The organism is Vibrio sp. ZF57 (assembly GCF_001691235.1).
Lineage (GTDB): Bacteria > Pseudomonadota > Gammaproteobacteria > Enterobacterales > Vibrionaceae > Vibrio > Vibrio crassostreae_C.
The window spans coordinates 35,335-56,620 of sequence record NZ_MAKD01000107.1 but is presented as its reverse complement, the minus strand read 5'-3'; the positions used below and the strand labels follow the sequence as shown (position 1 = coordinate 56,620).

19 protein-coding genes and 1 pseudogene are annotated in these 21,286 nt (G+C 46.7%); 10 read left to right on the top strand and 10 right to left on the bottom strand.

Features of this window, described 5'->3' with window-relative positions; translation table 11 throughout:
* Positions 1 to 179: 179 nt before the first annotated feature.
* From A6D97_RS16330 to A6D97_RS16305, 6 genes are all read left to right on the top strand, one after another.
* Entirely contained in the window at positions 180 to 914 is a 735-nt protein-coding gene (locus A6D97_RS16330) for a GntR family transcriptional regulator (protein WP_017086635.1), read from the top strand.
* A 495-nt stretch (positions 915 to 1,409) separates the two neighbouring features.
* Complete coding sequence (gene xdhA / locus A6D97_RS16325) at positions 1,410 to 2,855, top strand: xanthine dehydrogenase small subunit (RefSeq protein ID WP_065584821.1); 1,446 nt, start codon at positions 1,410 to 1,412, stop codon at positions 2,853 to 2,855.
* The gene (gene xdhB / locus A6D97_RS16320) at positions 2,848 to 5,253 is read left to right on the top strand and encodes a xanthine dehydrogenase molybdopterin binding subunit (protein WP_065584820.1); all 2,406 of its coding nucleotides are present in this window, start codon (positions 2,848 to 2,850) and stop codon (positions 5,251 to 5,253) included. Before xdhA ends, xdhB begins: the two co-directional genes overlap by 8 nt.
* A gap of 54 nt (positions 5,254 to 5,307) precedes the next feature.
* A complete protein-coding gene (gene xdhC, locus A6D97_RS16315; RefSeq protein ID WP_017061606.1) occupies positions 5,308 to 6,189 on the top strand; it encodes a xanthine dehydrogenase accessory protein XdhC in 882 nt (293 codons plus the stop codon).
* A gap of 59 nt (positions 6,190 to 6,248) precedes the next feature.
* Complete coding sequence (gene guaD, locus A6D97_RS16310) at positions 6,249 to 7,583, top strand: guanine deaminase (RefSeq protein ID WP_017061605.1); 1,335 nt, start codon at positions 6,249 to 6,251, stop codon at positions 7,581 to 7,583.
* 289 nt (positions 7,584 to 7,872) lie between these two features.
* A complete protein-coding gene (locus tag A6D97_RS16305) occupies positions 7,873 to 8,754 on the top strand; it encodes an AEC family transporter (protein ID WP_065584819.1) in 882 nt (293 codons plus the stop codon).
* On the opposite strand, the gene A6D97_RS16300 is transcribed toward A6D97_RS16305, so the two are convergent.
* The 10 genes and pseudogenes from A6D97_RS16300 to puuE form a co-directional block, all read right to left on the bottom strand.
* A complete protein-coding gene (locus A6D97_RS16300; protein WP_050632517.1) occupies positions 8,751 to 9,275 on the bottom strand; it encodes a hypothetical protein in 525 nt (174 codons plus the stop codon). The two genes, A6D97_RS16305 and A6D97_RS16300, sit on opposite strands and share 4 nt — an antisense overlap.
* 267 nt (positions 9,276 to 9,542) lie before the next feature.
* Positions 9,543 to 10,016: a GrpB family protein gene (locus A6D97_RS16295; protein WP_017064997.1), complete on the bottom strand. Its 474-nt coding sequence runs from the start codon at positions 10,014 to 10,016 to the stop codon at positions 9,543 to 9,545.
* A gap of 16 nt (positions 10,017 to 10,032) precedes the next feature.
* A complete protein-coding gene (locus A6D97_RS16290) occupies positions 10,033 to 10,272 on the bottom strand; it encodes a hypothetical protein (protein WP_017064998.1) in 240 nt (79 codons plus the stop codon).
* A 96-nt stretch (positions 10,273 to 10,368) separates the two neighbouring features.
* Positions 10,369 to 10,458 (bottom strand): annotated as a pseudogene (locus A6D97_RS22365) (AraC family transcriptional regulator); the annotation flags it as partial.
* Positions 10,459 to 10,506: 48 nt separating this feature from the next.
* The gene (locus A6D97_RS16285) at positions 10,507 to 10,779 is read right to left on the bottom strand and encodes a DUF4282 domain-containing protein (protein ID WP_017064999.1); all 273 of its coding nucleotides are present in this window, start codon (positions 10,777 to 10,779) and stop codon (positions 10,507 to 10,509) included.
* A gap of 392 nt (positions 10,780 to 11,171) precedes the next feature.
* Positions 11,172 to 12,491, bottom strand: a complete 1,320-nt coding sequence (locus A6D97_RS16280) for a urate hydroxylase PuuD (protein ID WP_065584818.1) — start codon at positions 12,489 to 12,491, stop codon at positions 11,172 to 11,174.
* A 14-nt stretch (positions 12,492 to 12,505) separates the two neighbouring features.
* Positions 12,506 to 13,066 carry an ureidoglycolate lyase gene (locus A6D97_RS16275; RefSeq protein WP_004732859.1) on the bottom strand — a complete coding sequence of 187 codons (561 nt, stop codon included), beginning with the start codon at positions 13,064 to 13,066 and terminating at the stop codon, positions 12,506 to 12,508.
* 15 nt (positions 13,067 to 13,081) lie between these two features.
* The gene (gene alc, locus A6D97_RS16270; RefSeq protein WP_065584817.1) at positions 13,082 to 14,068 is read right to left on the bottom strand and encodes an allantoicase; all 987 of its coding nucleotides are present in this window, start codon (positions 14,066 to 14,068) and stop codon (positions 13,082 to 13,084) included.
* Between the two features lie 123 nt (positions 14,069 to 14,191).
* On the bottom strand, positions 14,192 to 14,707 hold the full coding sequence (gene uraD / locus A6D97_RS16265; RefSeq protein WP_017061596.1) for a 2-oxo-4-hydroxy-4-carboxy-5-ureidoimidazoline decarboxylase: 516 nt from the start codon (positions 14,705 to 14,707) through the stop codon (positions 14,192 to 14,194).
* Between the two features lie 23 nt (positions 14,708 to 14,730).
* Positions 14,731 to 15,651, bottom strand: a complete 921-nt coding sequence (gene puuE / locus A6D97_RS16260) for an allantoinase PuuE (protein WP_065584816.1) — start codon at positions 15,649 to 15,651, stop codon at positions 14,731 to 14,733.
* Between the two features lie 411 nt (positions 15,652 to 16,062).
* Between puuE and uraH the strand changes: the two genes are divergently transcribed.
* The 4 genes from uraH (at position 16,063) to A6D97_RS16240 (ending at position 21,205) form a co-directional block, all read left to right on the top strand.
* Entirely contained in the window at positions 16,063 to 16,416 is a 354-nt protein-coding gene (gene uraH / locus A6D97_RS16255) for a hydroxyisourate hydrolase (RefSeq protein WP_004732855.1), read from the top strand.
* Positions 16,417 to 16,662: 246 nt separating this feature from the next.
* Positions 16,663 to 18,006 (top strand): NCS2 family permease, encoded by a 1,344-nt coding sequence (locus A6D97_RS16250; RefSeq protein ID WP_017067788.1) that lies wholly within the window; start codon positions 16,663 to 16,665, stop codon positions 18,004 to 18,006.
* A 224-nt stretch (positions 18,007 to 18,230) separates the two neighbouring features.
* The gene (locus A6D97_RS16245; protein ID WP_065584815.1) at positions 18,231 to 19,682 is read left to right on the top strand and encodes a nucleobase:cation symporter-2 family protein; all 1,452 of its coding nucleotides are present in this window, start codon (positions 18,231 to 18,233) and stop codon (positions 19,680 to 19,682) included.
* A 161-nt stretch (positions 19,683 to 19,843) separates the two neighbouring features.
* Complete coding sequence (locus A6D97_RS16240) at positions 19,844 to 21,205, top strand: 8-oxoguanine deaminase (protein ID WP_065584814.1); 1,362 nt, start codon at positions 19,844 to 19,846, stop codon at positions 21,203 to 21,205.
* Positions 21,206 to 21,286 lie beyond the last annotated feature (81 nt).

The following is a 21,286-nucleotide window of genomic DNA, read 5'->3' as shown; positions in this document are numbered from 1 at the left end:
CTTAAAGCTAAAGATTGCACACAGTTCCCTGCAAACAAAATGTTATAAGTCATTAACAAATAAGCGTGCATCGCACTTTCATCCGGTGGCATTGTATAGATAAATGTATACAATATAGAGTAACTCTCATGAATTATTCTCGATTAACCCAACTCGACTAAACAAGGGCCCTTATCTCTATGACAGCTCTCAAAAACTCTGTCTCCAAAGGTGTAAAAACGAAAGTAACAGGCCAGACTCAAGACGATGTTGTTTACTGCCATATCTTCGACGCGATACTAGAACAAAGGCTGCCACCAGCCACCAAATTAAGCGAAGAAGCCTTAGCAGAAATCTTTAGCGTTAGCCGCACCATTATCCGTCGTGCCTTACTGCGTCTCTCTTTAGAACAAGTTGTGGTGATCCGTCCAAACCGGGGTGCAATGATTGCTGCCCCAACGGTTGATGAAGCCAAGCAGATATTTAAAGCACGTGAAGTAATGGAAATTGCTATCACTGAGCTGGCGGTGAAAAACGCAACCAAAGCGCAAATCGAAGAATGCCGAAAGCTCGTTGTAAAAGAGAACTGCGCCTTTGACCAAGGTGACTACGGCTCCGGCTTACGCTTGTCTGGCGAGTTTCATATCAAGCTGGCTGAAATGGCTGAGAATGCGCCACTGCTGGCTTTCCAACGCAGTTTGGTATCGCAAACCTCACTGCTGATCGCTCAGTACGAAACGGGCAATCACTCGAACTGTTCGCTAGACGAACACTCAGGCTTACTGGATGCAATTGAGTCAGGTAACGAACAACAAGCAGTAGAATTGATGCAGGAACACCTAAGCCACATCCGTTCAAAGCTCAACCTAGACAGCAGCACAGCTTCTAGTGATCTGCATGTCGTGTTCTCAGATCTGCTTAAGAGCAAGTCATAGAAGATTCAACAAGCGCTTAATAACCATCCGTTAACAACTTTTTGTTAACAGCTTTTTATTAACAGCTTTTTATTAACAGCTTTTCGTCAACAAAATTGGAGAGAAGTAAGCCTCTGCGTTTACTTCTCTTTTTTATGCCCTCTCCCCTAAAAATAAAGATGACGATCGGCTCACATCCATCTAAAACACTGCCTATTCTAGCCTCAACAACGATCTTAGCCACTATAGAATCACTTCCAACAGTGCCACAAACCCTGTCATTATCTTGTATACATAGCTATCAATTCATTAATACCAAAAAACTGTTCACCTTCAACTCAACCCCTTATAAAACAGACAACTACGGTTAAAATAAAATTGTATACAATCCACAACTAAGACTATTTGTTGCATTTTTGTAAATAAATAGTTGACCACAGGGTCAGGATGGATAATTATTGACCTAGAAGTCAAAAAGAATACACATGGAAATATGTCGATTTACAAGGAGGTCTCTTGATTACTTTTTTGCTCAATCAGGAAATAAGACGTGAAAATAATCTGTCGCCAAATATGACAGTGCTCAACTACCTTCGTACCAAGGTTAATAAAACCGGTACAAAAGAAGGTTGTGGGTCGGGTGACTGTGGTGCATGTACGGTAGTTCTGGGTGAAGTGGTTGATGGACAGCTGCAATACCGCTCGGTGAACTCTTGCCTGACGTTCGTTTCAGCGCTGCATGGCAAGCAACTGATCACAGTAGAAGATCTACAAAACCGAGATCTCTCTTTGCACCCAGTACAGAAAGCGGTGGTGGATTTTCACGGTTCCCAATGTGGTTACTGCACACCGGGCTTCATCATGTCGATGTTTGCGCTAGGCAAGAACAAACCCGATGCGAGCAAAGAAGACGTCATGGAATCACTGGCGGGTAACCTATGTCGCTGTACGGGTTACCGACCAATTGTTGATGCTGCGATGTCGCTTTCAACAGACCAACCTTTGATCGACCAGTTTGCTGAACTTGAACGGAACACCATCAAGAAGCTAGAAGATATTCAAGGCACCGAGGCCAACTTACGCCTTGGTCACCTCACCGCTTTTTCCCCGAAAAGCACTGATGAGCTGGCCAAGCTTTTTCAAGCACATCCGAACGCTAAGCTGGTTGCTGGCGGCACGGATTTAGCGTTGGAAGTCACACAATTCCATCGCGAGATTGAAACACTGATCAGCGTAAACCTTGTTGAAGACATGAAGGTATGCGAAGAGACCGACACCGATTTAATCATTGGTGCCAACCTTCCTATCAGCGATTCTTACGCACTACTGAAAAAACACTACCCAGATTTTGGTGAACTGCTACACCGCTTTGCGTCACTGCAAGTGCGTAACCAAGGCACCATTGGCGGTAATGTGGCGAATGCCTCGCCTATCGGTGATACCCCTCCTCTGCTGATTGCTCTCGACGCGAAAATCAAACTTCGCTGCGGAGACGAGTCACGCACTATGCCAATTGAAGATTACTTCATCAGCTACAAAGTGACGGCGCAAAAAGAGAGTGAGTTCATCGAACAGATCATCATTCCTAAGCCAACTAACGACAGCTTCCGAGCTTACAAACTGTCTAAACGTTTAGACGACGACATCTCTGCGGTGTGTGGTGCGTTTGATATTCAAATCGAAGACGGCAAGGTTTCTTACGCTCGTATCGCTTTCGGCGGTATGGCTGCAACACCTAAGCGCGCGGCGCGTTGTGAAAATACGTTATTAGGCAAACCATGGACAGACGCTAATATTAAGTTAGCGATGCAGGAACTGTATAACGACTTTGAGCCGCTATCTGATTTCCGTGCCAGCCAAGAATACCGTTCATTGTCGGCAGCCAATATGTTGCGTCGTTACTTCATTGAACAGCAGAACAAAAACAACCAAATCGAAACAAGGGTAACGTCTTATGTCTAAATCAAATTCCTCTGTTCACAAGAGCAATGCGATGACCCACGAAGAGATGGTTACCATTGCAAAACAAGACCTAAAAACTGGCGTAGGTAAAAGCGTAAAACACGACAGTGCAGCCAAGCAAGTCACGGGCGAAGCGGTATACATTGACGACCGCCTAGAGTTCCCAAATCAGCTGCACGTCTACGCACGCCTGAGCACTCAAGCACACGCGAACATTACCAATATAGATTTATCACCGTGTTACGAATTTGAAGGCGTGGCGATTGCCATTCAAGCCAAAGACGTACCAGGTGAATTGGACATTGGTGCAATCCTACCGGGCGACCCACTGCTTGCCGATGGCAAAGTAGAATACTACGGCCAACCGGTGATTGCTGTGGCAGCTAACGATCTAGAAACCGCACGCAAAGCCGCGCACGCAGCCGTTATTGAATACGAAGAGCTACCAGCCATTCTTGATGTGAAAGAAGCGCTGGCAAAAGAGCACTTCGTAACAGAAAGCCACACTCAACAGCGTGGTGACTCAAAAGCAGCACTGAAAAAAGCGAAACACGTGATCTCTGGTGACCTAGAGATCGGTGGCCAAGAACACTTCTACCTAGAAACGCAAATCAGTAGTGTAATGCCAACCGAAGACGGCGGCATGATCGTCTACACCTCTACACAGAACCCGACCGAAGTTCAAAAGCTGGTTGCGGAAGTGATTGGCGTGCCGATGCACAAAGTCGTGATTGATATGCGTCGTATGGGTGGTGGTTTCGGTGGTAAAGAGACTCAAGCAGCCTCTCCAGCCTGTATGGCTGCGGTGATTGCCCACCTTACAGGCCGACCGACCAAAATGCGTCTGCTGCGTAATGAAGACATGCAGCAAACCGGTAAACGCCACCCGTTCTACAATCAATATACAGTCGGTTTTGACGACAACGGTGTGATTCAAGGTGCCGACATTACCGTTACAGGTAACTGTGGTTACTCACCAGACTTATCAAGTTCTATTGTCGACCGCGCGATGTTCCACTCAGACAACGCTTATTATCTAGGCGATGCAACTGTGGTCGGTCATCGATGCAAAACCAATACCGCATCGAACACCGCTTACCGTGGCTTTGGTGGCCCGCAAGGCATGATGACGATTGAACACATCATGGACGAGATTGCGCGTTACCTGAAAAAAGATCCTTTGGAAGTACGTAAGGCGAACTACTACGGCGAAGAAGGCCGTAACGTGACCCATTACTACCAAACCGTTGAAGACAACTTTTTACCTGAGATAACCGAACAGCTTGAACGCAGCAGTGACTATCACGCACGTCGTAAAGAAATCGCTGAGTTCAACAAGCAAAGCCCTATCTTGAAGAAAGGCCTTGCGATCACACCAGTGAAATTCGGCATCTCGTTTACTGCGACTTTCTTGAACCAAGCAGGTGCGCTCATCCATATCTACACCGATGGCAGTATTCATTTGAATCACGGTGGTACGGAAATGGGGCAAGGCTTGAACATCAAAGTGGCGCAAATCGTTGCACAGGAGTTCCAAGTCGATGTCGAACGTATCCAGATCACCGCTACAAACACAGACAAAGTTCCGAACACATCACCAACCGCAGCCTCATCGGGCGCCGACCTCAACGGTAAGGCCGCGCAAAACGCCGCAATAACCATTAAGCAGCGCCTGATCGACTTCGCTTCTTCGCACTTCAAAGTGTGGCCTGAAGAAGTGGTGTTTAAAAACGGCATGGTGCAGATCCGCGATGAGATCATGACCTTCAACTCATTTGTTGAACTGGCTTGGTTCAACCAAATCTCGCTATCAAGCACTGGCTTCTATCGCACTCCGAAGATCTATTACGATCACGAGAAGGCGCGTGGTCGTCCGTTCTACTACTACGCCTATGGTGCTTCTTGTTCAGAAGTCATCATCGATACCCTGACTGGCGAGAACAAGATTCTGCGTGTCGATATTCTGCATGACGTAGGCGCTTCATTGAACCCGGCGATTGATATCGGCCAAGTCGAAGGTGGCTTTGTACAAGGTGTCGGTTGGTTAACAACGGAAGAGTTGGTGTGGAACCAGCAAGGCCGCTTGATGACCAATGGTCCTGCGAGTTACAAGATCCCGGCGATTGCTGATATGCCAATTGATTTCAGAACGCACCTTTTGGAAAACCGCAGCAACCCAGAAGACACAGTATTCAACTCGAAAGCCGTGGGTGAGCCACCTTTCATGTTGGGTATGTCGGTATGGAGTGCATTGAAAGATGCGATTAGCTACGTGGCCGTTGATGGAGCGATTCCTAAGCTCAACACACCAGCAACGCCAGAGCGCATTCTGATGGCGATTCAGGAAGTCTCTGAAACGGCTCCGACTTCGGTCGATGCTCAATCAGAAACGGCTTAGGGCTCATATCGATCGTTTAGCTTGGGAAGCATAAAAAGGGATTTAGGAGGACATATGTTTAAGGATAATTGGATTCACGAACTGGCAAAACTGGAAGAGAACTACGAGCCATGTGTGATGGTGACAGTGCTTGAAGACAGAGGCTCAGTGCCGCGTGATGCGGGTACCAAGATGCTTGTCACTCGTGACCGAATCATCGCTACGATTGGTGGTGGTCACCTTGAACATGTGGCCACTAAAATGGCGCGCGAAATGCTGATTGCCAGTGAAAAATCACTCAAAGTAGAACGCTTCAATCTAGGTGCTCGTTTAGGCCAATGTTGTGGCGGAATGGCAACGCTAAGCTTTGAGCCGATTGGCACTCAGCAGAACCATCTTGTACTGTTTGGCGCAGGTCATGTTGCCAAAGCGCTGCTGCACATTGTCGCAACCCTACCCTTCCGTGTGACCTGGATTGATGAGCGTGAAGAAGTATTTCCTGAAGCGCTACCACACGGTGTGAAAAAGCTTGTCTCAGACGATCCAGTCGGTGAAGTGAAACACATGCCACCGAACAGCTACTACCTAGTGATGACGCACAACCACCAGCTCGATTTCGATTTAACCAAAGCGATTATCGACCGTGAAGACAGCCGTTACTTCGGCATGATTGGCTCGCTTACTAAGCGCAAGAAGTTCGACTTCCGCTTAGAGCAACGCGGCTATAGCCAAGAACAAATTGAAACTATGCTTTGCCCGATTGGCATTAGTGCGGTGAATGGCAAACACCCTGCCGAAATTGCGGTGTCGGTTGCTGGTGAACTGATCGCACACTATCAAGGCCAAGCACTTGAACAAAAGCGCCCAACCAAACAATATCGAAATCAGGATTTGACCGATCAACACAGTCAACCAAGCGACGTAGGCGAACCACCATTGGAAGAGAAGATCGCCTAATAAAAGTCGCAAAGCTTTAGCGGCCATAACGTCGCTGAAGTCATTAAAAGGAAGTAAACATGACAACGCAACGCAAAGCTTATCGCGCCAGCATTTTACACAGCGTCGCCGACCCAAAAGACGTCGGTATCGATGAGTCTTACGACTATTTTGAAGACGGTGTTTTAGTGGTTGAGAACGGCCATGTCGTCGACTTAGGCCATGCCGACGAGGTATTAGCTCGCCAACCTAAAACACTCGAAGTAAAAGAATACAAAGACAAGCTGATCACCTCTGGCTTTATTGATACGCACATCCACTACCCTCAAACAGGGATGATCGCGTCTTACGGTGAGCAGCTACTAGATTGGTTAGAGAACTACACCTTCCCAGAAGAAAAGCGCTTTAAAAACCCAGTCTACGCACACAAAGTGGCAAAACTATTCTTAGACGAATTGGCAAGCAATGGCACCACCACAGCACTGGTGTTTGGCACGGTACACAAAGAGTCCGTCAACGTATTCTTTGAAGAAGCCGAGAAGCGTAACCTACGAATGATCGCCGGTAAGGTATTGATGGATCGCAACGCGCCTGATTACCTCACCGACACACCGGAATCTGGCTATGCTGACTCCAAGGAACTGATTGAGAAATGGCACAACCGCAGCCGACTACTTTATGCTGTGACGCCTCGTTTTGCGCCAACCAGTACTCCAGAGCAACTTGCCACTGTCGGTAAACTGCTAGAAGAATATCCAGACGTGTACATGCACACTCACCTTTCTGAAAACGAGAAAGAGATCGAGTGGGTGAAATCGCTGTTCCCAGAGCGCGACAGTTACCTAGATGTCTATGACCATTACGGACTACTTCACAAACGTTCGGTATTTGCCCATGGTATTCACTTGTCTGACTGCGAATGTAAGCGCCTAGCGGATACTGAATCTGCCATCGCCTTCTGCCCAACTTCTAACCTTTTCTTAGGCTCGGGTTTGTTCCGATTACCAGAGATGGAAGAGCACGGCATTCGTGTCGGTGTCGGTACTGATGTAGGCGCAGGCACCAGCTTCTCAATCCTGCAAACAATGAGTGAAGCGTACAAGATCATGCAGTTACAGCATAAGAAACTGCACCCAGCTAAGTCGCTGTTCTTGGCAACACTAGGCGGCGCACGTTCGCTGCATTTAGAAGACAAGATTGGTAACTTGGAAGTCGGCAAAGAAGCGGATTTCGTGGTGCTCGACTTGCACGCAACACAACTGATGCGATTTAGAATGGAACAAACCACCAAGCTTGAAGAGAAGTTGTTTGTATTGATGAGCTTGGGTGACGACAGAACCGTTAGCGAGACTTACATCTACGGCGAAAAGGCCTACGATGTGAACTTCAAAGATTACAAGAAACTCGTTAGTTAGGCTTAAAACCGAGTAACAATCGCTAGACAGCGACAAGCCGTCGTTAATTATATAATCCGTCCAGATTTATCTAGCCTTTAAAGACCAGTTGCTGATGCCACTGGTCTTTTTTGTGCTTCATTCAAATAAATATAAATTAACCGCTCACAGACAACGATCTTCGGTGACGCCAAGTCATTATATTGATAGGTTAATGTTTATACATTTCGACTTCATACTTCACTTTAGCGTCTCTCTAAAACATTCGTTTCTCAGCTAAATGGAAGCACTACATCTAGAAAGGAATTCTATGTTCGAACAGGTCGTCAGCATTCTGTTTCCCGTTTTTGCTTTAGCCAGTGCTGGCTTTGCGGTAGGTCGTTGGCTCAAGCCCGATTTCAAACCGATCAATCGCATCAACATGGATGTGTGTATTCCTGCGCTAGTGTTTGCCTCGTTGACCACCATGCCTCTCGACACCGAACAACTGCCACTCATCACCGCCTCTTTGGTCGCGGTGTTGGTGCCCGCTTTATTGATGATACCAATCTGTAAGATCTTTAAGCTCAACTTCAAAGCTTGGGCTCCGCCACACATGTTCCGCAACAGTGGCAACCTCGCGATTCCCCTATTCACGTATACCTTTGGTGAGAGTGCATTAGCCCCTGCAGTACTGCTGTTTGTGGTATCGGCGTGTGTCCATATCAGTGTTGGTTTGGCGCTCCTAAGCGAAGGTAACCCGATCAAACAGATCCTCAAGATGCCGATATTTTTGGCCGCTGCATTAGCAATGACGCTCAACCTATCTGGCATTGCAGTGTGGAATCCAATCTACGAAGCCACATCGCTACTCGGCCAAGCAGCCGTACCTATCATGCTGTTATCGCTAGGTTCGCAAATGGTGAACTTGAAGCTAAGCGGATTCAAAGTAGGCTTGTTGTGTACGGCTCAATCACTGTTCACAGGAGCCATCGCCTTTGCCATCATCTACTTCTTTATTCCGTTGCCAACGCTGCACCTACAAATGATGGTGCTGTTCACCATGCTGCCACCCGCCGTGATGAACTACTTGTTCGCAGAAAGATTCAATGTCGAGCCGCCCAAGGTCGCGTCCATGGTGTTGTTTGGCAACTTCCTAAGCGTGGTTACCTTGCCTATTTTGCTGTCGTTCGCGCTGTCTATGTCGAACTAATTATTTGCGCACTTATCCAGTTTAAGCTCTGCCGTCACTTTAGTAAGGCGCAGAGCAATAGCGAAACAGACTAAGTAAGGACTTACATACCAGAAGAGGCTTTCTAGTGGCTGCTTCACCTGCGCTTCTCTGGTTTTTATGTATTGGTTTTTCTGCTTCTCATACTGACTCAGCATACCATCCACCCACACGGCATCGCTTTCAACCAGCGACACGCTCGGCGCAGGAACCGTAAAATCCGATGCGTTGGGTAACAGGGTAAAATCGACATCTTTGAACGTGATTGCCGTATTCAAATACCACAAACACGCTTCGTGGTGCTGAGCGTGACTATCTAAAGATGGCTGGCCGGTGCAGGTATCACTTCTTAATTTATCCAAAGAAAACTGCTGAACCGACTCTAAAATCGCCACCGCTCTGGTTTGTTCTGTTTCAACCCAATCACCCGCTACTTTCGCACGAATCTCAGACACCGCACCCAGCATCCCGATACCCGCCAAGAACGGCCATAAATAATCCATGAGCTTCCATTTTCGTCGGCTCAAGTTGAACCCACACCAAATCGGAAGATGAAAAAGGAGCGTTAGCCCAAGCGATAGCAAAACGAAATTCAAAGAGCTAGAGAGCATGAGTTCGCTATCAAAGAAGTTCTTCATAATGAGATACTTGCCTGTATAACAAAGAGAAATTTGATACTAGGTTCGATATTTGAAAAGAGTGTAAGAGGAAAGTAAAAACAGCACAAAAAGTTAGGATTTGGATGAATAATATCCAATCGAAACTTGTTGTTATTTCAAAGCCAACACATGCTCGATAAAAGCCGACTTCTTTTCACGGTACTCTTCTTGCGACCAATCTTCACAAGACATTTTGAGGGTGTTGTATTGCTCCACTAATTCCGGATCCGCACGTAGCTTGTCACGAAACCTTAGAAAACATTCGAACTCAGAACCATTGGCAACTACTTGCAAGGCCACGTCATGTCCTGATGTAGACTCCAACATGCACAGTTCCGGCGTTCTTAAGGTATCGAGTTTCTCATTGAAGCCGAGTGTTGTGAGTTGTTCAATGGCGTACTCAAGTTCACTCGATTCAATACCGACGAATATATCCAAGTCGCCTTTAGATACTGCAGATGGAATAGAAGATGCGCCTACGTGCTCAACTCTCGCATTAAGGATTAGCTTTTTGATGTCACGTTCGTATCGGACAAACAGCTCGTTGCAAGCCGCTTGGTATTGTTCCGCAGGGTAAAATTTCATATATCTTCACTCCGAATCACAAACTATTGAAGACACCAATTGCTAACAGAAGCAACACGATACTAATAGCTCCGATATAAGAGATTCTGGTTCGCTCTTTGTCGGTTGGAATCAATGGGGGAAAGCGCCCTAGTGTGAATACTTTACAGACTATCCAGCCAGCTCCGTAACCAATGAACTCAATCAAGATCGACTGAAACAGATACCTAAAGAATGAGCTCAATGCCCTAAAATACGCGACTATCAAGTCTTCCATTTTTTGTCCTAAGTAAAGTCAATTTGGACTAAAAATGCCATGGGTAGAGATTCATATCAAGAACCTTATACAGGACTGCGCACGCAATGAATCAGTTTAAACGTAAGTACTTACTATCGACATGCAATGATTCACAGAGTCTTCTTTCTCACCAACAGGCGCAACATAGTGAATTGCAGCTTCGGCATGTTAGAACAGCTAACATCGAAGTGTTAGCTGTCACGCATCTGAATACTAGGCTTCAGTCTCGCCTTTTAAGTCCTTTAGAGACTGCAGGTTTTCATTAATTTTGAAGATAACTATCATCAATTCACACCAAATTCTCGCACCTATAGCGCCGCCTAATATCGTAAACGCACCAAGAATAAACTTCTCAAATGTTACGCCTCCATATCCTCCAAACATGGTTGCTAGTCCTGAAACTACAGCGATTAGCAACAACAACCAATATAGGCCAGTAACTAACTTAGGAGTTAACATTGAGTCGAACGAAAAAACTGATTTCATTACTATATTTCCTTATTTTTTATGAAATTTATACTTGGGTATCTAACTAGTTCTTTTTGAATATTCGCAATCAAAAGCTTTGAATTTCAACAAGCTTTCCTTTCAGAACATACACATACCAAACATACAGCCTAAATTTCATGACCAACAACAATTTATATGCAACTAAATATGTCATGTAACGCAAATATCGAACTCACGTCGGTGGGTTCATAAAACTATTAAGGATGCATACTAATAAAGTTTCTAATATGCCTTTGTCCAAAAACAACAAAAAGCCCCGGTTATAGGAACCGGGGAAACAGGGTGGGATGAGTTTGGTGCGTGCCCGAAACCAAACTCTCCCCAAGCCTCACCTAAGACTCATGCTCTTAGGCAAAGGATTCACATCATTATTGAAGCGTAGCGCCTTGCTCTACCCAAGTGCCGATGAGTGCGCGTTCTTCGTCGGTCATTTGAGTCATGTTACCGAGCGGCATCACCTTGGTTGTTACGGTTTGAGCAACAATCCTTGGTACGTTGGCTTTGATCTCTTCTGGAGTATCAAACATCACACCACCAGGTGCAGCAGCAAAAGCAGCATGGCTAGGAGTTGATGAGTGACACACAGAACAGCGCTCTTGAATGACTTTGTTGATAGTTTCAAAGCTGACGCCTGCGCTAGCAGTTTGCATTGCGTGATCCGCTGGTGCAACTTGAGAACTAGCCGTAGTTGAAGCTGTGCTGTTCGAAACAGCCTCTTCTGTCGCCGATTCCGTCGCGCTTACTTGCACTTCTTGAACCACAGGTGCTTGCACAACCGGAGTCATCTGCTTTTTCGCGTAAGGTGAGGTAACAAACGCAAGCGTGATCATACCCAATGCCGCTACAGGTACAGTCCATGCAAACTTTTGGCTACCATGACGTGTGTTGAAGTAGTGGCGCACCAAGATACTGAAAATCGCTAGACCTGCAAGAATCAGCCAGTTGTATTCCGAGCCATAAGTGCTTGGGAAGTGGTTACTGATCATGATGAACAGCACTGGCAGTGTCATGTAATTGTTGTGACGAGAACGCAGTAGACCTTTCGCTGGCAGTGCCGGATCCGGTTCGCGATTCTCTTCAATCGCTTTCACCAAGTTACGCTGTGCAGGCATGATAACGCGGAATACGTTACCCACCATGATGGTACCAATGATCGCACCAACGTGGATGTAAGCACCACGACCACTGAACACTTGGGTTAGACCATAGGTCGCAGCAACGAGCAATACAAACAGCACAACGCCAAGCAGTACGGGTGTTTTACCTAATGGTGAGTCACACAGTAAGTCGTAGATAAACCAACCGGCAACGAATGAACCAATACCAATCGCGATTGCCGTTGTTGAATCAAGGCCTGAGCCCGGTGCAATCAGGTAAATCTCAGCGTTTAGGTAGTAAACCACACCCAGTAGACACACACCGGTGATCCACGTGAAGTAAGCTTCCCATTTGAACCAGTGCAGATGCTCTGGCATCTCTGGTGGCGCAAGTTTGTACTTCTCTAGGTGATAAATACCACCGCCGTGAATTGCCCATAAGTCGCCTGAAAGGCCCGTTTTTGGGTTTACTCGGTTAAGGTTGTTCTCTAACCAAACAAAGTAAAATGATGCGCCTATCCACGCAACACCAACAATCATGTGAGCCCAGCGTATTGCTAAATTCAACCATTCTGTAATATGCGGATCCATAATAAACTCCTGTATCACAACGCTTTAGCTAAGCGTTGCTCTTCCTTATTGTCGTCCGTTGGCAAGTCGTCCAAATGCAATGCCACTCGGTCGCTGTCGAAATAAACTTCGTCACAGTTATGCCCTTCGCCGCCTCTATCGACGATCAAGAACTGGTCTTGATCGGTGAGGGCGAGAACTGGGTGATGCCACACCCCTTTGTGATAGTTCACTCCTTGACGGCCGTTGCTCAAGAAAGCTCGGCTATTGGCTAATGTTGGATCGTCACCTTTTGGCGCAACAACAATTAAATAGGGTTGACCAAGTAATGGAATGAATGCCTGAGAGCCAAGTGGATGACGCTCTAACATTTTGATGGTCAGTGGGTAGCTCAACGGTGTGGCTTGGAAGATGCTGATGATGGCTTCTCCGTCTTGGTCTTGCACATCCGTTGTCGCTAGCTTGTGGTAGCGACGTGTTGATCCACTGTTGATCATGAAGAAATCACTATTATCGGACTCGATAACATCGCCAAACTCTGCAAAAGCCTGCTTGGTTAACGGTTCGATGGATAAACGACGTATTCCATTACTCATATCTGATTTCCTTACCTATTTCGCTTTCGTACCAAACAGACGCAAACGGCTGATACCACCATCTGGGAATATGTTTGCACGTACGTGGGTAATCGCACCAAGGTCGTTTACCTCAGAAATGAATTCGTGAATTTCGTGCGCTTGCAGCTTTTGTGCTGGCAACAGTTCACGCCAGAATAGGCTTTGTGTTTCTACTTGGTCGTCGGTACCACCTTTCACGTAAGCGGCTTGAATTGAACAGCTGTCAGGGTAGTTACCTTTGAAGTGGGCCGTATCAACGACGATGCGTTCGATGTTACCTGGGTGACCTAGTGCCACGATAACCCAGTCGTTACCCGGTGTACGACGACGCGCTGTTTCCCAGCCATCACCCATGTTTTCACCGCGGCCAGGACCTAAGATGTTGGCTTTGTTTCCGTAGTGTTCGTCACTACATGCGAGTGCTCGGCCACCGTGTTCAACCGATGCTAGGTCGACTTGTTGCTGAGAATCAATTGCGTCCCAATCTACACTTGGTCGGCCATAAACACGTAAACGTGCAACACCGCCATCTGGGTAGATGTTCAAACGTAGGTGCGTAAATACTTGGTCACTTTCGATCGCTTCAAGATGATGATGATCACCTTGTAGTGCCATTGAAGGCAGAATTTCTTGCCACTCTGTTGCGTCTGTTGGCTCACCTTGTGGTGAATAACACGCGTCAATTGATGCCGAAGGTGGGAAGTTACCTGTGAAGAATGAGGTATCAATATCAACGCCAGCAATGGTGCCAGCTAGGCCAAGGCGAACGACACAGTAGTCGTAACCTTCACCACGTTTACGTCTGCTTTCCCAACCGTCCATCCACTTGCCGTTATCGTCGTATAAGTCGTCTTTCCACTCTGGCGCTGCGTGGCTGAGTAGACGGCTTTTATCTGCGAAAAAATCGTCGGTTGCGAAGATAGCTTCTGCGCCGAGTTTTTCGTCTGCAAGGTTTATGTACTGTTCAAATTTATGGGTCATGTCCGTGTAATCCTATGAAATTAATCAAGTAATAATAAAATGAGAACTTAGTGGCTTATGTTTTTACAAATCAAACCTTTAACGCACTAAGACTGGGCTGAGATAGCTGTTAACTCCGTTAACTTACATATCCCAGAGACGAAACATCGCGATCTTGTTGATCTCTTGAATCGCCGTAGCAAACTCAGTTTCACTATCATTTCCTAATCGCATCTCGAACGACTCAAGAATTTGGTAACGATTGGCTCCCTTCACCGCCATGATAAAAGGGAAATTGAAGCGACTTTTGTAGCTGTTGTTGTAAGAAGTGAATTTTTCAAATTCTTCGGCGCTGCACTGGTCGATGCCCGCCCCCGCTTGTTCTTTGGTCGACGACTCGGTGAGTTCGCCGTTTACTGCTGCTCTGCCCGCTAAATCTGGGTGAGCATTGATCAAAGCCAACTGTTTGCCTTGGTCGGCATTTAACAAGGTTGATGCCATTTTTAGATGAAGATTCTCGATATGATCATCTTCGGCATTCAAACCTTGGTCATAAACCGCTTCAGCAACCCATGGGCTGTGTTCGTACACATCAGCAAAGTGCGCGACAAAGGTATCGCGGTTCATGGTTGTTGGTTGGCAAGATCGAAATTCAGTCACGTTAAGCCTCCTTGCTGTTCGTTCTAATTTTGTTGTTCGTTGTATGGGTGATGTTGGTGCCAGTGGTTGGCGATATCGATTCGACGACATAGCCACACGCTGTCATGCTGTTTTACGTAATCTAAGAAACGTCTTAATGCAGCAATACGACCGGGACGACCAATAAGACGACAATGCAGTCCTACCGACATCATTTTCGGTGCGGTTTCGCCTTCCATATAAAGGGTGTCAAAAGTGTCTTTTAAATACTGGAAGAACTGCTCACCAGAGTTGAAGCCTTGCGCTGTTGAAAAGCGCATATCGTTTACATCGAGTGTGTAAGGGATCACCAGTTGTGGATCACCGGTTTCGGTGTGCCAATAAGGCAGGTCATCATCATAGGCATCGGAGTCGTAAAGGAAGCCGCCCTCTTCTGCTACCAAGCGACGCGTATTTGGCCCCGTTCGACCGGTATACCAACCTTGTGGTCGTTGACCCGTCACTTGTTGGATAATCTCAATCGCTTTAGTCATGTGGTCGCGCTCTTCTGACTCATCAATGTATTGATAGTCGATCCAGCGATAACCGTGGCTACAAATTTCGTGGCCCGCTTCGACCATAGCTTTGGCAACGTCTGGGTGACGCTCAATCGCCATTGCGACAGCAAATACGGTCAGTGGGATTTCATATTCATCGAACAAGCGAAGAACACGCCACACACCCGCACGGCTACCATATTCATAGATGGATTCCATGCTCATGTGACGTTCGCCTTTGATCGGCTGTGCTGACGGGATCTCTGAGAGAAAGGCTTCAGACTCGTCGTCTCCATGTAACAAACAACGCTCACCGCCCTCTTCATAGTTCAATACAAAAGAAACCGCGACGCGCGCATTACCTGGCCATTGAGGGTTTGGAGGGTTAACTCCGTAACCGATCAAATTTCTTGAATAATCCTTATTCATCCAAGTACTCCTAACATAAGTGGTTGGCTTAGCCGCTCTTTAAGTAAGTCACCAAATGATTCAACCAAATGGATTCTCGATAAACAGAGCAACCTTATCCCTGTACATTTATTGTATACAATTATTTATCTCAATGTAAAGATTTTGTTATTCAAGTTAAATTTTCGCACTATTACCAATTAAAAACAACAACTTAATAAAACCAAAACTCACCAAAAAACGATAATCAAGATCTATAAAGTCAGAAAAAACGACACAGTGGTTAACATTTTCCCAACAATTCGCTTTACTAATTGTGTACAGTTCGTACATAGTTAGTGATAACAAAGTGACCAGTTGCATTCTTTGCAAGGTCGAAACAGACAGATAAACCACGGAACAGAGGAGCGCCAAAAGCGCTATTAAAGGACTATGGGAAGATTAACAACACACGTATTAGACACGACTCACGGCTTACCGGGTGCAGAGATCAAGGTAGAGCTTTATAAGGTCAATGAAGACTCAACAGAAAAGTTGGCGACGGTAATCACTAACTCCGATGGCCGAACCGATGCGCCGATTCTGGCAGGGAATGATTTCCGACCGGGGAAATATCAATTGGTGTTTTACGTTGCGGATTACTACAAAAGCAAAGGTGTGGAATTGGATGGTGTGCCTTTCCTAGACGATGTGGTTATTCGTTTCGGCTTAGATGATCCAGAAGCGCATTATCACGTTCCTCTTCTCGTCTCCCCTTACAGTTTCTCAACCTACCGGGGCAGTTAGTCTCATGACCTAGAACTTCTAACTAGGCTCACCGACAAATATTAAGCAGATTAGTGTGTGCATCTAAAATGATGCGCGCTCATTAAACACGCTCATATAAAAATACTAATAACGTTATTAGTTAGAGAGTTGATGACTAATCAACTGATAGCTAAAGAAATAGCGGCTAGGAAAAAACCTTAAAACTTAATATTGAAATCTCGCTGTATTCAATAAATGGATCACAACATAAAAGGACTTGCTGACATGAGTGAGAGTAAAACAGAAATACTCAACCAAGATGCGAATAACGGAATTTTAGAGAAACTCTTTAAAATTAAGGCACACGGAAGCAGTGTGAAAAATGAGTTGGTCGGCGGTGTCACCACCTTCGCAACCATGGCTTATATCATCTTCGTTAACCCACAAATTATGGCCGCATCGGGTATGGATGCAGGAGCGGTATTCGTCGCAACCTGTATTGGTGCAGCTATCGGTTGTTTGTTAATGGGGTTATTTGCGAACTGGCCTGTCGGCCTTGCACCGGGCATGGGCTTGAATGCCTTCTTCTCGTTCACTGTAGTAAGCGAAATGGGCTACAGCTGGGAAGTGGCACTGGGTGCGGTGTTTATCTCAGGTATCTTGTTTGTCGGGATGAGTTTCTACAAAGTCCGCCAATGGATCATTGAAAGTATCCCTGTGAGTTTACGTTACTCCATGACTGCGGGCGTTGGTTTGTTCTTAGGTCTAATTGGCTTAAAGACAGCAGGTATTGTCGTCGAAAACCCAGCAACTTTGGTTTCATTAGGTGACTTCACCAAACCTGAAGCACTATTAGCTGCTATCGCGTTTCTTATCATCGCGGTTCTTAGTGAGCGTAAAGTATTTGGTGCGGTGTTAATCGGTATTTTGAGTGTGACTCTGGTAGGCATGATGCTTGGCTTAGTACATTACAACGGCTTCTTCGCGGCTCCACCAAGCTTAGCGCCTACGTTCCTAAAAATGGACATTATGGGCGCTCTCGATGTTTCAATGATCAGCGTTATCTTGGCTTTCCTTTTTGTAAACATGTTCGATACCGCGGGTACTTTGATGGGCGTGGCTGAGCGTGCAAACCTAACTAACCCTGAAACGGGAAAAATTGAAGGCCTGAGCAGAGCGCTGAAAGCCGACAGTATCTCAAGTGTGGCAGGTGCGTGTGTGGGTTGTCCGCCAGTAACCAGTTACGTAGAAAGTGCAGCGGGCGTTGCAGCAGGCGCACGAACTGGCCTATCTGCGATTGTGGTTGGGGTGTTGTTCTTAGCTGCGATTTTCCTATCTCCACTTGCTGGCATGATCCCAGCTTACGCAACGTCTGGTGCTCTTATTTACGTCGCATTCGTGATGATGAGCAGCATGCAGCACGTCGATTGGAAAGACTTCACTAACGGTGCTCCAGCCGCGATTACCGCACTAATGATGCCACTGACCTTCTCTATCGCGAACGGTATCGCATTGGGTTTCATTACCTACACAGTGCTTAAGTTGGCGACAGGTAAAACCAAAGATGTGTCTATCTCGATGTACTTCCTAGCGGCTATCTTCATCGCCAAGCTAGTGTTCATCGGTTAACCCTAAAGCTCCTGAGCAGTCATTTCTTGATTGCTCACAACGTTGCTTGGCTGGTTCGCAAGCCAAGCAACAACATGATTTTTAAGAAAGCTAATTGCATTGATGACGAGAGAGCAGAAACCCTACCGATTCAGTGCACTTTTTTATGACCCTACGCAGTTTGTAGAAGTCATTATTTGACCGCCAATCGCCTGTAAACGGAAACGCAGGCAGAGGAATATCAAATGAAACTTCTGTACACCCTTAATGAAAGACCGCCCCATGGGCTAACCCTTCTACTTGCTTTACAACACATGCTCGCCTCGATTGGTGGCATCGTCGCTGTCCCGCTTATTGTCGGTGCTTCTATCGGCCTACCTAACACAGAGATCGTTTCACTGATCAATGCGGCGCTATTGGCTTCTGGTATTGTGACTGTCGCGCAATGTCTCGGTTTTGGCCCTGTTGGTATTCGACTGCCTGTTGTAATGGGCTCAAGCTTTGCCTTTTTAGGTGTGGCTATTTCCATCGGTAACGAAGGTGGTGTCGCCGCTATCATGGGCTCAGCACTTATCGGCTCATTCGTGGTGATTGGTGCCAGCTTCTATATGGACAAGGTTCGGAAACTGTTCCCAACCGTGGTAAGTGGTGTAGTGGTTACCTTAATCGGCTTAACCATTTTACCGGTTGCCATGAACTGGGTCGGAGACTCTCCTGCCAACACAGAACAATTCGCCACGCTGCCAAAGCTGTTTCTCGCACTGGTCTCTTTGGGGATAGTGATTGGCGTATCGGTTTACTGTAAAGGCGCGGTTGCGGCCTCCGCTATCGTGATTGGCCTAGCAGGTGGTTACATTGTGGCGCTGTCACTCGGCATGGTCGATCTTGAGCAGATCAGCTCTGCTGCTTGGGTCGGTGGCCCAGAACCATTTAAGTATGGCTTTACGTTTTCTGCTAGTGCCATCATCAGCATGAGCTTGGTGTACATCGTGGTTATCGCTGAAGCAACCGGTGACTTCATGGCGCTTGGCAACAACTGCCAAACCCAAGTCAGCGGTAAAGATCTAAAACGTGGACTGCTAGGCGATGGTCTTGGTAGCACACTTTCTTCCATCCTCACTGCAATGCCACTAGCATCATTCAGCCAAAACGTCGGTATTGTGGGTATCACAGGTGTGGCAAGTCGCTATGTAGTGGCAGCAACAGGTGGTTTGCTGATTTTAGGCGGTTTATTCCCGAAATTAGCCGCTATTGCCGTCACGATTCCGAAACCTGTTTTGGGTGGTGTGGGCTTTGTGATGTTCGGGATGATTGCTTACGCGGGTATCCGCATGTTGATCAAGGCCGCAGACACCAAGCGAAATGCCTTAGTAATCTGTGTAGGTTTAGCGTCTGGCTTAGCCGTCACCTTCGAACCAAGATTGCTTCAACATTTGCCACACGATTTGGCCAATTTCCTTCACTCTGGCATTACGACTGGCACCATCATGACGGTTGTTCTTAACCTTGTATTGCCTAAATCTTCACGCGCAGAAGAACAAGAAGCGTTAGCCGAAAGCCAAGCGCAAGTTGAGCTAGAAATGAAAGAACAAGCAGAAGAAGAGCTACACTCAAACGAACAGCTAGAGATTCAACAAGCAACAACAGAAACTGACGTTCAAACGGCATCAGATAACCCTGAGCCAAAAACGAACTAGATAAATCGCTAACGAGCGTAAAACCGATTTCCGTAGAATCACGGGCGTAACGATAACAGTGAATGTCTCATCGCCCTTGATTTGAATTTATCTTTCAACAACAAATACCAAATAAAGACCCTCTTCCCTGAAAAGGCTGAGATGGCTAAGGACTACTATGAATGGAAACCATCTGGATTAAGAATCCTCTCGCAATCTACACTGGCTCGCAGGCTGATGCAGAAGGCGGAATCGTCATAAAAGGTAATAAAATCATTGAACTGGTTGGCAAACACAAAGAGCCGACCTTACCCGTAGATTACAGCGTCGACGCCTCTCGTCATGTTGTGACTCCTGGGCTTATCAATGCGCACCACCACTTCTATCAAACCCTAACGCGAGCCTACCCCGGCGCACTCAATAAAGAACTCTTCCATTGGCTACAAAGCCTCTACCCAGTTTGGGCCAACCTCGATTCGGAGATGATGAGCCTTGCCACAGAGTTAGCTCTGGTTGAGTTGATGATGTCGGGCTGTACCACAGCGTCAGACCATCATTACTTGCTGCCAAACGGGCTAGAGCACGCCATCGATTTACAAGTTGAGGCCGCAGAGAAACTAGGTGTAAGAGCGATATTTACGCGCGGCTCCATGAGCCTTGGGGAAGATGAAGGTGGGCTACCTCCACGACACACCATTCAAACCGAACAAACCATTATCGATGACAGCCAACGCTTGATCCGCGATTACCACCAGCGCGATGAAGGGGCGATGATTCAAATCGCACTCGCGCCTTGTTCGCCGTTCTCAGTCACCACCGACCTGATGAAAGAGACCGCCAAGATCAGTGAGCGTGAGAACGTGATGATGCACACTCACCTATGCGAAACGCTCGATGAAGAGGACTTCTGTATCGAGAAGTTCGGTCTACGCCCTGTCGATTACCTAGAAGATGTCGGCTGGCTCAACGAACGCACTTGGCTTGCTCATGGTATTCACTTCAACCCAGAAGAGATCAAACGATTGGACAAAGCAGGCATTGGCATCAGCCACTGCCCTACTTCCAATATGATGTTGGCTTCCGGTATTTGTAAGAACAACGACCTTGAAGCAGCAGGCGTAAAAGTCGGGCTAGGTGTGGATGGTTCGGCCTCAAACGACGGCTCTAATATGATTGCCGAAGTGCGCATGGCGATGTATCTACAACGCCTGCAATATGGTTCCGCCAACGTTTCACACTTTGATGCATTGCGCTGGGCGACATCCGGTTCTGCCGCGGCAATGGGCAGAACCGACATTGGTACACTAGAGGTTGGCAAACAATCCGATATCGCGATGTTCAAGCTCGATGATATTCGTTTTTCTGGCAGCCACGACCCACTGGCCGCATTACTACTTTGTGGTGCTCAACAAGCGGATAAAGTGATGGTTGCAGGTAAGTGGCGAGTGAACAATGGCGCTGTGATTGGCGTAGACATGGAACAACTAATGCACCGCCACCATGCAGCTGCAATGAAGCTAGGTAAACTGGCGATGAATAATTAAATACTCTCTAACTAGAAAAGCGAAAAAAGGCCGACGTGATGTCGGCCTTACTTATTCATTCACAGCCCCGTCCTCAATGTG

Bases quoted from the DNA above. Each gene is read 5' to 3' on its own strand.
- A6D97_RS16250 (WP_017067788.1), top strand. From the start codon at position 16,663: ATGAGTGAGAGTAAAACAGAAATACTCAACCAAGATGCGAATAACGGA.
- A6D97_RS16305 (WP_065584819.1), top strand. From the start codon at position 7,873: ATGTTCGAACAGGTCGTCAGCATTCTGTTTCCCGTTTTTGCTTTAGCC.
- A6D97_RS16295 (WP_017064997.1), bottom strand. From the start codon at position 10,016: ATGAAATTTTACCCTGCGGAACAATACCAAGCGGCTTGCAACGAGCTG.
- A6D97_RS16275 (WP_004732859.1), bottom strand. From the start codon at position 13,066: ATGAGTAATGGAATACGTCGTTTATCCATCGAACCGTTAACCAAGCAG.
- uraH (WP_004732855.1), top strand. From the start codon at position 16,063: ATGGGAAGATTAACAACACACGTATTAGACACGACTCACGGCTTACCG.
- xdhC (WP_017061606.1), top strand. From the start codon at position 5,308: ATGTTTAAGGATAATTGGATTCACGAACTGGCAAAACTGGAAGAGAAC.
- A6D97_RS16285 (WP_017064999.1), bottom strand. From the start codon at position 10,779: ATGAAATCAGTTTTTTCGTTCGACTCAATGTTAACTCCTAAGTTAGTT.
- guaD (WP_017061605.1), top strand. From the start codon at position 6,249: ATGACAACGCAACGCAAAGCTTATCGCGCCAGCATTTTACACAGCGTC.
- A6D97_RS16240 (WP_065584814.1), top strand. From the start codon at position 19,844: ATGGAAACCATCTGGATTAAGAATCCTCTCGCAATCTACACTGGCTCG.
- A6D97_RS16280 (WP_065584818.1), bottom strand. From the start codon at position 12,491: ATGGATCCGCATATTACAGAATGGTTGAATTTAGCAATACGCTGGGCT.
- A6D97_RS16300 (WP_050632517.1), bottom strand. From the start codon at position 9,275: ATGGATTATTTATGGCCGTTCTTGGCGGGTATCGGGATGCTGGGTGCG.
- A6D97_RS16245 (WP_065584815.1), top strand. From the start codon at position 18,231: ATGAAACTTCTGTACACCCTTAATGAAAGACCGCCCCATGGGCTAACC.
- alc (WP_065584817.1), bottom strand. From the start codon at position 14,068: ATGACCCATAAATTTGAACAGTACATAAACCTTGCAGACGAAAAACTC.
- A6D97_RS16330 (WP_017086635.1), top strand. From the start codon at position 180: ATGACAGCTCTCAAAAACTCTGTCTCCAAAGGTGTAAAAACGAAAGTA.
- xdhB (WP_065584820.1), top strand. From the start codon at position 2,848: ATGTCTAAATCAAATTCCTCTGTTCACAAGAGCAATGCGATGACCCAC.
- A6D97_RS16290 (WP_017064998.1), bottom strand. From the start codon at position 10,272: ATGGAAGACTTGATAGTCGCGTATTTTAGGGCATTGAGCTCATTCTTT.
- puuE (WP_065584816.1), bottom strand. From the start codon at position 15,651: ATGAATAAGGATTATTCAAGAAATTTGATCGGTTACGGAGTTAACCCT.